The sequence below is a fragment of the Pseudomonas sp. Soil_N_39 genome, assembly GCF_057655955.1.
Genome location: NZ_JBDGLI010000010.1, coordinates 26,262 through 38,387, shown reverse-complemented (window position 1 = coordinate 38,387; position 12,126 = coordinate 26,262). Strand labels below are relative to the sequence as shown.

14 protein-coding genes are annotated in these 12,126 nt (G+C 58.7%); 5 read left to right on the top strand and 9 right to left on the bottom strand.

Annotated elements, in window-relative coordinates; all coding sequences use genetic code 11:
• Nucleotides 1-52: 52 nt before the first annotated feature.
• Nucleotides 53-598 carry a DUF4256 domain-containing protein gene (locus tag AC3A5O_RS16035; RefSeq protein WP_122568837.1) on the bottom strand — a complete coding sequence of 182 codons (546 nt, stop codon included), beginning with the start codon at nucleotides 596-598 and terminating at the stop codon, nucleotides 53-55.
• A 262-nt stretch (nucleotides 599-860) separates the two neighbouring features.
• Here AC3A5O_RS16035 and AC3A5O_RS16030 point away from each other — a divergent pair, with 262 nt between their 5' ends.
• Nucleotides 861-2,003 carry a hypothetical protein gene (locus tag AC3A5O_RS16030; RefSeq protein WP_305469790.1) on the top strand — a complete coding sequence of 381 codons (1,143 nt, stop codon included), beginning with the start codon at nucleotides 861-863 and terminating at the stop codon, nucleotides 2,001-2,003.
• Nucleotides 1,997-2,758, top strand: coding sequence for a hypothetical protein (locus AC3A5O_RS16025; protein WP_305469788.1), 762 nt, complete (start codon nucleotides 1,997-1,999; stop codon nucleotides 2,756-2,758). Before AC3A5O_RS16030 ends, AC3A5O_RS16025 begins: the two co-directional genes overlap by 7 nt.
• 90 nt (nucleotides 2,759-2,848) lie before the next feature.
• On the opposite strand, the gene AC3A5O_RS16020 is transcribed toward AC3A5O_RS16025, so the two are convergent.
• Nucleotides 2,849-3,685: a hypothetical protein gene (locus AC3A5O_RS16020; RefSeq protein WP_487753432.1), complete on the bottom strand. Its 837-nt coding sequence runs from the start codon at nucleotides 3,683-3,685 to the stop codon at nucleotides 2,849-2,851.
• 21 nt (nucleotides 3,686-3,706) lie between these two features.
• On the opposite strand from AC3A5O_RS16020, the gene AC3A5O_RS16015 reads away from it, so the two are divergent.
• Nucleotides 3,707-4,123 carry a VOC family protein gene (locus AC3A5O_RS16015; RefSeq protein ID WP_305469786.1) on the top strand — a complete coding sequence of 139 codons (417 nt, stop codon included), beginning with the start codon at nucleotides 3,707-3,709 and terminating at the stop codon, nucleotides 4,121-4,123.
• A 144-nt stretch (nucleotides 4,124-4,267) separates the two neighbouring features.
• On the opposite strand, the gene AC3A5O_RS16010 is transcribed toward AC3A5O_RS16015, so the two are convergent.
• Entirely contained in the window at nucleotides 4,268-4,639 is a 372-nt protein-coding gene (locus AC3A5O_RS16010) for a PH domain-containing protein (RefSeq protein ID WP_024777581.1), read from the bottom strand.
• A 117-nt stretch (nucleotides 4,640-4,756) separates the two neighbouring features.
• On the opposite strand from AC3A5O_RS16010, the gene AC3A5O_RS16005 reads away from it, so the two are divergent.
• Nucleotides 4,757-5,806 (top strand): hypothetical protein, encoded by a 1,050-nt coding sequence (locus AC3A5O_RS16005; protein WP_305469783.1) that lies wholly within the window; start codon nucleotides 4,757-4,759, stop codon nucleotides 5,804-5,806.
• A gap of 208 nt (nucleotides 5,807-6,014) precedes the next feature.
• Here AC3A5O_RS16005 and AC3A5O_RS16000 read toward each other — a convergent pair whose 3' ends face one another.
• Complete coding sequence (locus AC3A5O_RS16000; protein ID WP_305491716.1) at nucleotides 6,015-6,728, bottom strand: FadR/GntR family transcriptional regulator; 714 nt, start codon at nucleotides 6,726-6,728, stop codon at nucleotides 6,015-6,017.
• Between the two features lie 97 nt (nucleotides 6,729-6,825).
• Between AC3A5O_RS16000 and AC3A5O_RS15995 the strand changes: the two genes are divergently transcribed.
• A complete protein-coding gene (locus AC3A5O_RS15995) occupies nucleotides 6,826-7,569 on the top strand; it encodes a FadR/GntR family transcriptional regulator (protein WP_053178239.1) in 744 nt (247 codons plus the stop codon).
• A 129-nt stretch (nucleotides 7,570-7,698) separates the two neighbouring features.
• Here AC3A5O_RS15995 and AC3A5O_RS15990 read toward each other — a convergent pair whose 3' ends face one another.
• The 5 genes from AC3A5O_RS15990 to AC3A5O_RS15970 all read right to left on the bottom strand — a co-directional run bounded on the left by AC3A5O_RS15990 (nucleotide 7,699) and on the right by AC3A5O_RS15970 (nucleotide 12,125).
• Complete coding sequence (locus AC3A5O_RS15990; protein WP_305482698.1) at nucleotides 7,699-8,421, bottom strand: oligogalacturonate-specific porin KdgM family protein; 723 nt, start codon at nucleotides 8,419-8,421, stop codon at nucleotides 7,699-7,701.
• 130 nt (nucleotides 8,422-8,551) lie between these two features.
• Entirely contained in the window at nucleotides 8,552-9,319 is a 768-nt protein-coding gene (locus AC3A5O_RS15985) for an ABC transporter ATP-binding protein (RefSeq protein WP_487753431.1), read from the bottom strand.
• A 10-nt stretch (nucleotides 9,320-9,329) separates the two neighbouring features.
• Entirely contained in the window at nucleotides 9,330-10,169 is an 840-nt protein-coding gene (locus AC3A5O_RS15980) for an ABC transporter ATP-binding protein (protein ID WP_305482695.1), read from the bottom strand.
• A 10-nt stretch (nucleotides 10,170-10,179) separates the two neighbouring features.
• Complete coding sequence (locus AC3A5O_RS15975; protein WP_122568847.1) at nucleotides 10,180-11,088, bottom strand: ABC transporter permease; 909 nt, start codon at nucleotides 11,086-11,088, stop codon at nucleotides 10,180-10,182.
• The gene (locus AC3A5O_RS15970; protein ID WP_122568848.1) at nucleotides 11,088-12,125 is read right to left on the bottom strand and encodes an ABC transporter permease; all 1,038 of its coding nucleotides are present in this window, start codon (nucleotides 12,123-12,125) and stop codon (nucleotides 11,088-11,090) included. Before AC3A5O_RS15970 ends, AC3A5O_RS15975 begins: the two co-directional genes overlap by 1 nt.
• Nucleotide 12,126: the final 1 nt, after the last annotated feature.

The window sequence follows — 12,126 nt, the reverse complement described above, 5'->3', positions numbered from 1 at the left end:
GCTACGCAGCCCAACGGGGATAAATCCCCTCGCCACAGGTGCGGGTCTCCCTTTAAACCTGCAGCACCCCGCGAAACCCGCGCGCCGCGTAATACGACTGCACGCCATTGTGGTAGATGAACACCCGGCCATACCGGTAGTCGCCAAAAATCGCCCCATCGAGCGAACGAAGCTCTGGCGGGGTTGCCAGCCAACTGGACGTCTTCGCGTCAAACTCGCCGAGCGTTTGCAGCGCTCGGTACTGGTCTTCCGTCAGCAGGGCGATGCCCATCGCTTCGGCCATTTCGATGGCACTGCCTTTGGGCTTGTTCTCCTTGCGCGCATCCAGGGCCGCGCGGTCGTAGCAAAGGCTCCGGCGTCCGGTGGGGCTCTCCTTGGCGCAATCGCAGAAGGTGACAGCGCCGGTCTTCGGGTCGAAGCCGATCACGTCTGGCTCGCCGCCGGAGACTTCCATGGCCTGGAGGGATTTCAGGGCATTGGGGTGGTGTTCGAGCCGGGTCTGGACGTCGGCCCAGGGGATGTCTGGGTGACGGTTCAGGTTTTGTTCGAAGCGGGTTTGCAGGGTTTGGATGAGGTTGTCTTGTTCTTGTTTTTTCATGGTGTGGATGTCCGTGGGTGATCGGTTGCCGATTCCGCGCCTGGTTCAAGAATACCTAGGATAGACGTACGGCAGATTTCCCACAGACCTGGCTGCTTTTTTGTGGGAGCGAGCTTGCTCGCGATGACGGTGTATCAGCCGACAGATGGGTGGAAGGTTGTTCGACGGCTTCGCGTGTGAAGCCCCATGGAAAATATCACGAATTTTGCACGCTATCACAACCTCTGATACCGTGCTGAAATCGTGATACGGAAGAAACACCATGACAGTTACCCGCCAAGGCCATGATTTCCCGGAAAGACCTGATCTGATCGAGCTCAAAGTCTATGTAGAAAGCGTGCTTGGCCTGAAGCTGCGCCTGAAGCCATGGGAAAACGTCAAGATTCTTCCGTATGCGCTGCGTGACCGATACGAGTTTTTCCTCACGAATATCTTCAACGCCCAGTGCCTTATCTTGAAGGAACGTCCGCAGCGCGAAGCCAGCGTTGCGGATGTCGCCAAGCATATCCAAGCCATCCACAACTTCCAGGCATACAACAAGTTGCCCGAGACCGGCGACCTGATGATTTTTGTCACCGACACGCTCCCCAGTTATGACCGCAAGCGACTGGTGGAGAAAGGCGTCCAGTTCATCGTGCCAGGCAATCAACTTTTTCTGCCGGCCTTTGGCATGGATTTGCGTGAATACTACCGCCAGCGCCTGGAAAAACCCCAGGTCCTGAGCCCCGCCACCCAAGCCATGCTGATTCAATACCTGATCAAGGGATGGCATCACCCGCTATTGGTCACTCGTGCGGCCTTCGAGCAGTCCTTCTCCTACGCAAAAATGACCGTCACCCGGGCGATCAAGGAACTGACCGACTTGGACATTGTTAAGCCTGGAAAGGAACTGGGCGAAGCCGCGATCATCTTTCCTTTGTCGCCCAAGGAAACCTGGGAAAGAGCAAAAGAGGTCATGCGCACCCCGGTCAAAAAAACACTCTGGCTGAACGCAATTCCGGAGGCGTTTGATACGCCAATGTTGCTGGCGGGAGAAACGGCCTTGGCAGAGATGAGCCTTCTTGCCAGCCCAAAAGTCCCTTGCGTTGCAATGACGCCGGCGCAGTTCGATCAGATTCGAGCCCGCGCTCAGTCGGAAACGACTGCGGCCTACGGGGAAGCGTTCGGCGCTTGGAGCTCACCGTCAAAGACGGCCAAGTCGAAACTCGAGAGCACGACGCCCTACCTGGAAGTGCCGCAAAATCATGCGGCGTGCTGTATTCAGTTTTGGAGTTATGAACCACTGCGCAGCAACATCGCCATGGAGACGGTAGACCCTTTCTCCCTCTATCTGAGCCTCAAGGATGACCATGACGAACGCGTGCAAATGTGCCTCGATGAAATGATGGAGAACGTGAAATGGTAGTGGGTGTCGACCGGTTTCGAGAGTATTTCAAGGACTTCCAAGGCAGTTACGTGCTGATCGGCGGGGTGGCCGCTTCGATTGCCATGGAGGAACTGGGTGAAGCATTTCGACTGACCAAGGATCTGGACATCGTCCTGGTCGTCGAGGCACTTGATCGTGCGTTCGTCGGGCAGTTCTGGAAGTTCATCAAGGACGGAGGCTATGCCATTCGCCAGAACGGAGAAGGCGATGGGGCCTCCCCGGTTTTCTACCGTTTTCAGAATCCTGAGGACAAATCCTTTCCCGTTCAGGTGGAGTTGTTTTCCCGCGTCCCGGATGGCCTGGAGCACGAAGAAGCAGCCCGAATGACCAGGATTCCTGTGGAAGAGCAAGCCGCCAGCCTGTCTGCGATTATCCTGGATGATGAGTACTACGCTTTTCTCCTCGCCGGCGTCGACCACACCCAGGAGATCAGCCACATCGGTGCTGATCGGCTTGTTCCGCTCAAAGCCCATGCATGGCTTAACAAGAAGGCGCAGCTTGAACAAGGCATTGCCGTGGACAGTCGCGATATCAAAAAGCACTTCAGGGATGTGATCGTACTGGCTGTCGGCCTTACTGAGGGAATGGCCCAGCTACCGGAGCGATTGGCGCTAGATTTGAAGGCGTTTCTTGCTCAGGTACCGGTTGAGCTCGCGTCAAACCCACAAGCTTACAAAGGTGTGGACGGCGACCGTTTGATCAAGACCATTCAAGAAGCCTTCAGCCTCGAATGAATCAGGTTTTCCGCACGCTATCAGCTTCATTGATAGCGTGTGGAAATATTGTTTTAAGGTCTATCTAGAGGCCTTAGCGCGATACTTTAACTACCGCTGCGCCTCGCCCTGTGGATAAACATCACTGACATTCAACGACAACTGCGCCGCCACTTCTTGCCCGTCGGCCTTGCTGAAATTCAATTGAAACTCCTGATAGGCAGGGCCGGCCAGCCAGCGGTTGACTTGCAGGTCTTGATACCTGGAGCTTTTCCCGGGCGTGAGTTGACCGAACAGCGGATAGCCTGCGTCGGTAAAAACCTTGTCTGCTTTAAACCAGTCCATCTCCTTATCGAGGCTCACGCTTTGCTCCACCATTGCCCATGCCTCTCGCGTGACCTTCTGGCCGACATCCAGGAAGACCACTTTGCTTTCTTTCGCGGCGATCAAGAACGGGAAGGTCATGGGGATGCCCGTCGAATCCAGCAACTTGAATTTCATCCCGGCGTACTCCCCGCCGCCATTTTCCCTGCGCTCCCATAGGCGCCAATCGATGACACTTTCCGGGTTGAAACTGTTGTTGGTGAGGATGATTTTGTAGCGCTGTTTGAAGAGTACGTTCTGATCATCTTTATAGGCCTTGTAGAACGACACTTTGCTGTGTTCTGCGCCGACTCGGATGATGATCGGCGTTCTGCGGCTGGCGACGCTGTCCTGGTATTGCTGGTAGCTGAAGTAAGCGGAGGCGATGGAGACAATCAGGGCCAGTGTGGCAATGGCATCCGTGCGGGTGAGGGTCTTGAACCATTTCATCATGAGGTGGCGTGTCCGGATATTGGGGGTGGCTAAAATGACGTCATCGCGAGCAAGCTCGCTACCACAGGGAATTTTTTGTTGCGATGACATTCCAGCATGAATCGCTAAGGTGAAGTAACCCGTAGCGTCCATCACTGAGCACCTGAGGCCTGTATGAAGAACTTCACGATTCAACGTATTGACCACATCGTCCTGCGCGTAAAAGACATCGAGCGCAGCCTGGCTTTTTATACCTCGGTGCTCGGTTGCGAACTCACGAAGCGCCGGGACGATCTGGGCATGGTGCACCTGGGTACTGGTGTGTCGATGATCGATCTGGTGGCTGTCGACGGGCCTCTCGGTCGCCAGGGCGGACCGGCGGCTGGTAAGCAGGGGCACAATGTCGATCACCTCTGCCTGCGTATCGAGCCGTTTGATGAACCAGCCCTCCTCGCGCATTTGGCCTCAGCCGGCCTGACCGTTGAGAAGGCGCAGATGCGCTATGGCGCGGAGGGCAAGGGTTGGTCGATTTACTGCTTCGATCCGGACGGTAATCAGATCGAGTTGAAGGGGCCGGCGCTGGAACCCTGAGCTGCAACTGGCGGCTGCGGCCCCTGTGGGAGCGGGCTTGCTCGCGAAAGCGGTTCGCCTGGGCCGGTGATATTGAATGTGCCATAGCCTTCGCGAGCAAGCCCGCTCCCACAGGGGGTCGGCGGTGGACACTGAGTTTGCCGATCAGGCCAGGAGGTGTTTGGAGATCACCTTGGAGATTTCCACAATGCCGGTCTTGCCGGTGAATTCGAATTTCACTTTGCCCAGGGATGAAAAGTAGATCTCCAGTTCAGAGTCCAGGTCGAAAGTGCCGGAGGTTTCGACTGAGTAGGCGACGATGTTTTTGTAGGGCAAGGAAGTAAAATCTTTTTTGCTGCCGGTGATGCCTTGCACGTTCACCGCGATGATGCGTTTGTTGGTAAAGACCACCCCGTCGCGCATGGATTTATAAGCGTCGATGACCTGTTCACCGTCCAGCAGCAGGGCCGTGACGCGCTCAGCATATTCGTCGTTTTGCTTGAGCTTGAAGAAGCCTTTGTTGTTGAAGTCGATCATCGGTAAGTCCTTGTCAAGAAGAAGAGGGTATTGCCTGCAGCCAAGCGACAGGTGATGGACGCAATAGTGGCACTTCAGTAGCATTCGTCAACTTTATCGATCCTTCAAGGATGACCTATGCTCGCCCTGCCTCGTTGTCCTGCCCCGTTGTTAGCATTATCCGCGTTGTTCGTATTGCTCGGCGGTTGCAGCGTCAACGGCAGTTACCCCGACGCCATCGAACCGGACGCCGCCAAGTTGCGGTTCGTCGCCAATACCAGCAACGCCACGCTGGATTATTTCGATGCCGCCCATTGCGACGGGCAAACCACGGGCATTCTCAACAATATGCTGCTGAGCGATACCGCGCGGCGCGTGGGGATGAGCGTTCCGGCACCCAAGGATGCCAGGGGTTATTTGGAGGTCAAGCTCAAGCCCGGTGAGCAGATTCACCTGCGCACCAACATGAACAGCGGTTATGCCGTGTGCGGCAAGGGTTTCAACTTTACGCCCGAGGCCAATGCCGAATACGAGGTGACGTTCAAGTCCGAGAAGAACTTCTGCCTGACTCAGTTGCAACGCTTGCAACGGGTGGACGGCAAGGACGTGCGCACACCGATCTCGATCCTGAAAAAAGACTTTCCCGCCTGCGCCGGTCGCAATGCGCTGTTCCCCAAGACCTACCCGGACACGCCCCATCGCCTGGAGCTGATGAGCCGGGTCATCGATAAAAGCCTCGTCGTCACGGTGAAGACGGATCCGGCCAAGGAAAAAGTCGAGTCTTATTCGCCAGAGAAGCTGGACACCCTGATCAGCGAACGCAAGGCCAAGCTCGGCTTCGACCTGCCGCCTGACTACTGGACGCTGTACCGGGAAAACCTGAAGACATTTGGCGATGACATGGCGCAGAACAAGGCGCGCTCGATGGAACGCTTCAAGGACGAATACCAGACGCGTTTGCGGCAGTTGAAGGATGAGCAGTTGGAACAATGGGCGTTGCCCAAAACCGCCAATGCCAAGCCGGAGAAAGCCGAGATCGATCTGGACGTCGCGATGATGGTGGAGTACTTCCGGATCGGGAATGGGGTAACGGTCGAAGCGGTACAGCATCACCTGGAAAGGATGGCGCAGATGGATGAGCGTTATGGGGTATGTGCAAGGTTTGCGGAGTGCTGGAAGCGCAACTAGCAGGAACACTTCACCCGACTGTACCGACGTCATCGCGAGCAAGCTCGCTCCCACAGAGGGCGGTGGTGGGCGCAGCATTTGCAAACACCCAAGATCAAAAACTGTGGGAGCGAGCTTGCTCGCGATGGCGGTGTGTCAGCTGCACTAATGTTGGCTGATCCGCCGCTATCGCGAGCAGGCTCGCTCCCACAGTGTTCTGCGGTGGAGGTTATTGCGCGGTCGACTCGACCACACCCCGAACCCGCTGCTGCATATTGATCAAATGCAACCGCATCGACGCCCGCGCCGCTTGCGCATCATGCCGCGCCAATGCGGCATAGATCTGCTCCCGCTCACGCACCACCAATGTCCGATTTTCACCCGTCACCGCCGGCCCGGCCTGCTGCACGACCGCGATCAACGTATTGCCCACATGGCCCATGGCGTCGATGAAAAAACTGTTGCCCGTGCACTGAGCGATATGTAGATGAAACTCGAAATCGACCCGCGCGCTTTCGTCATCCGTTGCGTCAAAAGCATTCGCCGCGTCGAGCGCTTCACGCATCGCCTGCAATTGCTCCGGCCTGGCGCGTTGTGCGGCGATGCCGGCGGCTTCCACTTCCAGGCTCAGGCGCAGTTCGATGACGGCCAGCGCATCGTAGGCGCCGCCCTTGACGTGTTTGCTGCCCTGGAAATCCCCCGGGCGCGCGGTGTCCACCACGAAGGTGCCGATGCCGTGGCGGGTTTCCACCAAACCTTCTGCCTGGAGCCGCGACATGGCTTCGCGGACCACAGTTCGACTGACGCCGCGTTCCTTGATGATCACCTGTTCGGTGGGTAACTTGCTGCCCGCGGGCAGTTCGCCGGCCAGTATCTGTTGCGTCAGGTCGACCACCAGTTGCTGGGTCATGCTCAGGCGTCGATCAGGTGTGACACGGTCCATTGCACCTATCCATTAAAGCCAGACGATCGCGGCATTATAGCCGCGACCTTGCGCCAAAACTCACTATAATGCCCGCTGATCACACTAGAGCACGCCGATGACGGATCAAGCGTTATCTCCACTGAACAAGCCGCGCCGCCTCGCCGAAACCCTGGTCGACCGCTTTGCCCAGCGCATGCGCGACGGCATCCTCAAGTGCGGCGAAAAGCTGCCTACCGAAGTGCATATCATGGAGGCCGAAGGCGTCAGTCGTTCGGTGGTGCGTGAGGCGCTGTCGCGCTTGCAGGCGGCAGGGCTGGTGGAGACGCGGCATGGCGTCGGCACCTTTGTCCTCGACATGCCGGCGCCGGAGGGCTTCACCTTGGGGCCGGCGACGATTGCCACGTTGTCGGATGTGCTCAACCTGCTGGAATTTCGCCTGAGCCTGGAAGTCCAGGCCGCCGGCATGGCCGCCGAGCGCGCAACGCCTGAAGCGCTGGCCGAATTGGCCCAGGCGCTGGAGGCGTTGCTGCAAGGGCCGGAAAAATCCGGTACCACCATCAATGCCGATTTCCAGTTCCATCTGAAAATCGCCAAGGCCGCCGGCAATTACTACCTGATCGACATCATGAAGCACCTGGGCACGAAGCTGATCCCGCGTACGCGCATGAACTCCGCCTATTCCGGGCAAAGTGACCGCAGTGCTTACCTTCAGGGGATCAACGCCGAACACCAGCAGATCTTCGACGCCATCGCCAGCGGCAATGTCGACGCGGCGCGGGCGGCCATGTACTTGCATTTGAGCAACAGCCGCATGCGCCTGTGTGAAACCCAACAACGGCAGGCGTTCTACAACGAATAACCCGCACTGCTTCTGTGGGAGCCGAGCTTGCTCGCGATGACGGCGATACATCCAACATCATCGGCACAGGCAGACCGCTATCGCGAGCAAGCTCGCTCCCACAGTTTTTGATCCCAGTGTTCACACAACTTAGAAGAAGCTGTATTTAACACCGACCCGCAGCCGCAACTGGCGATCACTGTCGACCGAATTGACTTTAATATCACCGACTTCAAAGAACGGCGCCCAGCGTTTATCCCACTGGTATTTGACCACGGCATTCTGTTCATAGTCGTCGGTACCGCCGTTATAGCGAATGTAGTCGGCATCGAAGTAAGTCAATTGATATTCATAGGCCCAGGGTCCTTGAGGGCCATAGTTGATATAAACATCGTAACGGTTGACCTTCTGATCGTCCTGCCCATTATCCGGCACGTCACGGTCGATCTGGTCGCGGTCCAGCTTGGCTGAATCAAAACGGTAGCGACCGGCAATGCTCAGCTCCTTGGTCACGCGGTAACCCAGACGCAGGCCCATTTTGTAGGTGGTGGACTCCTCATCGCTGTCCAGGGCCAACGAAGGCGTCAGCGTCCAGCGGTCATTGAGCTTGTGCTGGTAGTTGACGGTAAATTCATGACCGCTGCCGACGGTGTTGTCGAAGGCGACGTCTTGCCGGTCACCGGCGGTCTTGTATTTGAGTTCACCTTCCAGACCCACGCCGTTATCCAGCCGAATACCAAACTTGGCACGGTCGGCGTGCATGCGGGTTTTTTCCGCATATTGATGGCGTACGTTGATATAACCGGTATCGGCCATGGCAACGACTGAAGTGAACAAGGAAGCGAGGGACAACACGACGAGTGTCTTTTTCATGTTTTTTATTCTTGTTAGTTAAATGGTTAGTTGGGTTGAACGCCAAATCACAGGCGAGCGCGTGCGCGGCATTGAAACCTGCGGTTCAACGTCTTCTGCGGGTTAAAACACGTGCAACGAATCAGTTACCTCAAACAGCGATAGGTATTCGCTGTATGTCCCGACTGGCTTGCACCAGCAAATGGGTGTACGCATGGCTCGCGCCATCATTTGCCAAGAGATGGCTGTCGAGCGTCTCCACCACCCTGCCCTGCTGCATCACCGCCAGCCGATCACACAGATGCGCCACCACCGCCAGGTCGTGAGTGACCATCAGGTAGGTCAGCCCCTCCTGGCGACGCAAGTCGGCCAGCAGGTTGAGGATTTCCGCCTGCACCGAGACGTCCAGCGCCGAGGTCGGCTCGTCCAGCAACAGCACCCGGGGACGCAGGATCAGCGCCCGGGCAATCGCCACGCGTTGGCGCTGGCCACCGGACAACTGGTGCGGATAACGGAAGCGAAAGCTGTCGTTCAAGCCGACCTTGCGCAGGATCTCGCTGACCTTCTGCGCGCGCCCATCGATGCCATGGATGCGCAGCGGCTCCTGCAACGCGGCATCAATGGTGTAGCGCGGATGCAACGAGGCATACGGGTCCTGGAACACCATCTGCACGGTGCGGTAGTGGTTCAACGGCAGGTTTCGCGTCACGGCCTGGCCGGCGACCCGCAGTTGTCCGCTCCAATGCTGGTACTGCCCGGCCAGGCAGCGCAGCACGGTGGTCTTGCCCGAACCGGACTCCCCCACCAGGCCGAATGCCTCGCCTTCGGCAACGCGCAAATCGACGTCGTGCAATACCGCATTAAGTGCCGCGCCGGTGCCGAAACTGAGGTTCAGGCCGGCGATTTCAATCATGCTCATGACAGGCTCCTCAAGCATTCAACCACTGTGGGTCACGCTGCAGCACCGGCAAGGTGGTGCGTCGATGATCCAAGCTCGGCAATGCGGCCAACAGGCCTTGGGTATAGGGGTGGGTGGCGCGGTCCAGATCGGCGGCAACAATCGACTCGACCACGCGCCCGGCATACATCACCAGCACGCGATCACAGAAATGCCGCACCAGGTTCAGGTCGTGACTGATGAAAATCAGCCCCAGGTCACGCTCGCTGACCAACTCTTCCAGCACATTGAGCACCTGCCGGCGCACCGACACGTCCAGCGCCGAAGTGGGTTCGTCGGCGATGATCACCTGGGGATCGGTGATCACCATCATGGCGATCATGATCCGCTGGCCCATGCCGCCCGAGACCTCGTGGGGGTACAAGTCATAGACCCGCCGAGGATCGCGAATGTGCACCTTGGCGAGCATGTCCAGGGCCCGTTCGCGGGCTTCGCGATGGGGCACCTTGTGATGGGCCAGGTAGGCCTCGGCGATTTGCTCGCCGACCCGCACCACCGGGTTCAGCGAGTATTTGGGGTCTTGCATGATCATCGACATGCGCGCGCCACGAATCGCCTGGATCTGCTTTTCGCTGGCGGCCAACAGGTCGATATCGGCGAAGCGCAACGTCTTGGCGGTGACCCGCGCCGTCGGTGGATGCAGGCGTAAAAGGCTGCGGCCAACAGTGGATTTGCCCGAGCCGGACTCACCGACAATGGCGAGTTTTTCCCGCCCCAACGTGAACGACACATCACGCACCGCCTGGGAGGTTTTGCCGGCGTTGCGAAATTCCACGCACAAATCCTGTACCGTAAGTTTTATCTCAGTCATGGCCTGTTCCTCAGGATTGGCTGCGGGGGTCGAGGACGTCACGCAAACCGTCGCCCAACAGGTTGAAGGCCAGGCTGACCAGCATGATCGCCGCACCGGGCGCCGCCACCAGCCACCAGCTTTCGAGCATGTAGCGTCGCCCGGTGGAGATCATCGCGCCCCACTCCGGCAACGGTGCCTGGGCGCCGAGGCCGAGAAAGCCTAGGGCGGCGGCGGTGAGGATGATGCTCGCCATGTTCATGGTCAGGCGGATGATCACCGACGACAGGCACATGGGGATGATGTGGCGCAGGATGATCCGGGTGCTCGACGCGCCCTGAAGCTGCACCGCAACGACGAAATCAGCGTTGCGCAGCGGCAGTGTTTCGGCGCGGGCAAGCCGAGCAATCGGCGGCCAGGCCGTGAGTGCGATGGCGATCACCGCATGCTCCAGGCCCGGGCCGAGGGCGGCGATGAACGCCAATGCCAACACCAGGCTGGGGAACGAAATGAAGATGTCGGTGATGCGCATGAACAGGCTGTCGACCCAACCGCCAAAGTAGCCGGACACCGTGCCGACCAACAGGCCGATGGGGCCGACGATCACCGTCACCAGCAAGACGATGTACAGGGTGATGCGCGAGCCATACACCAGCCGCGCGAACACATCGCGACCGTATTCGTCAGTGCCGAACCAGTGCGCACTGCTGGGTGCCTGCAACGCGCCGGCGAGGTTCTGCAACAGCGGATCGTGGCCGGCGATCCAGGGCGCGAAGACGGCGACCAGCATCAGGGTCGCGACGACGATCAGGCCGGCGAAGGTCATAGGGTTGCGCAGCAAAAAACGCAACAGGCGCAAGGTGCTGGCGACCATCGCCGCCGTACTGGAAGCCGGCAACGCGGCGTTGCCAGGGGCGCTGGAAGCAAGAGGCAGGTTCATTAGCGAGTCCTCGGGTCGAAGATCTTGTACAGCGCATCGCTGATCAGGTTCAGCGTCACGAAGATGAGGCCGATCAGCAGCACGCAGGCCATCACCGCATTCATGTCGCCGAGCAACAGACTGCTGGTCAGGTACTGGCCGAAGCCCGGCCAGGCGAACACGGTTTCGATCAGCACCGCGCCTTCCAACAGGCCGCCGTAGGCCAGCGCGACGATGGTCAACAGCTGCACGCGGATGTTGCCGAAGGCATGACCCCAGACGATGCGACGCTGGGACAAACCCTTGACCCGGGCGGTGATGATGTACTCCTGGGACAGTTGTTCGAGCATGAAGCTGCGGGTCATGCGGCTGATGTAGGCGACCGAGTTGAAGCTGAGGATCACCGCCGGCAACAGGATGTGCCGCAGTGCGCTGCGAAAGGCCTCCCACTCGCCAGACCAGGCGGTGTCGATCAACAACAGTCCGGTGTGTTTCGGGATCAACCCGTCATAGGCCAGGCCGATGCGCCCGACGCCGCCGGCCCAGCCCAGCCAGGCGTAGAACACCAGGAAGGCCATCATGCCGATCCAGAAAATCGGCGTGGAGTAACCGAACAGCGTGATCAGTCGTGCGACATGATCACCGGCACGGCCCTGATGCGTTGCCGCGTAGACCCCCAGCGGCAAGCCCGCCAATACGCCGAACAGAATGGCCAGGGTGGCCAGTTCCAAGGTGGCCGGGAAGACCCGGGCGATGTCGGTGATGACCGGGTTGCCGGTCAGCAAGGCCATGCCGAAGTCACCGTGCAGCAGATCGCCAAGGTAGATCGCGAATTGGGTCCACAACGGCTTGTCCAGGCCCAGCTCTTTGTACACCTGGGCGTAGGCCGAGGCATCGGCGTCCGGGCCGACGATGGCCAGCACCGGGTCCAGGGGCATCACCCGCCCAATAAAGAAAGTCAGCAGCAACAACCCCAGCAGCGTCACCGCCACCGAGCCGCTGCGCCGGGTCGCCGCAGCGGCCCGGGTGGTCCAGATTGAAAAGGATGCAGTCGACATG

What these genes read in the sequence shown, in the direction of transcription:
- AC3A5O_RS16035 (WP_122568837.1), bottom strand. Translation starts at nt 598, where the DNA reads ATGAAAAAACAAGAACAAGACAACCTCATCCAAACCCTGCAAACCCGC.
- AC3A5O_RS16030 (WP_305469790.1), top strand. Translation starts at nt 861, where the DNA reads ATGACAGTTACCCGCCAAGGCCATGATTTCCCGGAAAGACCTGATCTG.
- AC3A5O_RS16025 (WP_305469788.1), top strand. Translation starts at nt 1,997, where the DNA reads ATGGTAGTGGGTGTCGACCGGTTTCGAGAGTATTTCAAGGACTTCCAA.
- AC3A5O_RS16020 (WP_487753432.1), bottom strand. Translation starts at nt 3,685, where the DNA reads ATGGACGCTACGGGTTACTTCACCTTAGCGATTCATGCTGGAATGTCA.
- AC3A5O_RS16015 (WP_305469786.1), top strand. Translation starts at nt 3,707, where the DNA reads ATGAAGAACTTCACGATTCAACGTATTGACCACATCGTCCTGCGCGTA.
- AC3A5O_RS16010 (WP_024777581.1), bottom strand. Translation starts at nt 4,639, where the DNA reads ATGATCGACTTCAACAACAAAGGCTTCTTCAAGCTCAAGCAAAACGAC.
- AC3A5O_RS16005 (WP_305469783.1), top strand. Translation starts at nt 4,757, where the DNA reads ATGCTCGCCCTGCCTCGTTGTCCTGCCCCGTTGTTAGCATTATCCGCG.
- AC3A5O_RS16000 (WP_305491716.1), bottom strand. Translation starts at nt 6,728, where the DNA reads ATGGACCGTGTCACACCTGATCGACGCCTGAGCATGACCCAGCAACTG.
- AC3A5O_RS15995 (WP_053178239.1), top strand. Translation starts at nt 6,826, where the DNA reads ATGACGGATCAAGCGTTATCTCCACTGAACAAGCCGCGCCGCCTCGCC.
- AC3A5O_RS15990 (WP_305482698.1), bottom strand. Translation starts at nt 8,421, where the DNA reads ATGAAAAAGACACTCGTCGTGTTGTCCCTCGCTTCCTTGTTCACTTCA.
- AC3A5O_RS15985 (WP_487753431.1), bottom strand. Translation starts at nt 9,319, where the DNA reads ATGAGCATGATTGAAATCGCCGGCCTGAACCTCAGTTTCGGCACCGGC.
- AC3A5O_RS15980 (WP_305482695.1), bottom strand. Translation starts at nt 10,169, where the DNA reads ATGACTGAGATAAAACTTACGGTACAGGATTTGTGCGTGGAATTTCGC.
- AC3A5O_RS15975 (WP_122568847.1), bottom strand. Translation starts at nt 11,088, where the DNA reads ATGAACCTGCCTCTTGCTTCCAGCGCCCCTGGCAACGCCGCGTTGCCG.
- AC3A5O_RS15970 (WP_122568848.1), bottom strand. Translation starts at nt 12,125, where the DNA reads ATGTCGACTGCATCCTTTTCAATCTGGACCACCCGGGCCGCTGCGGCG.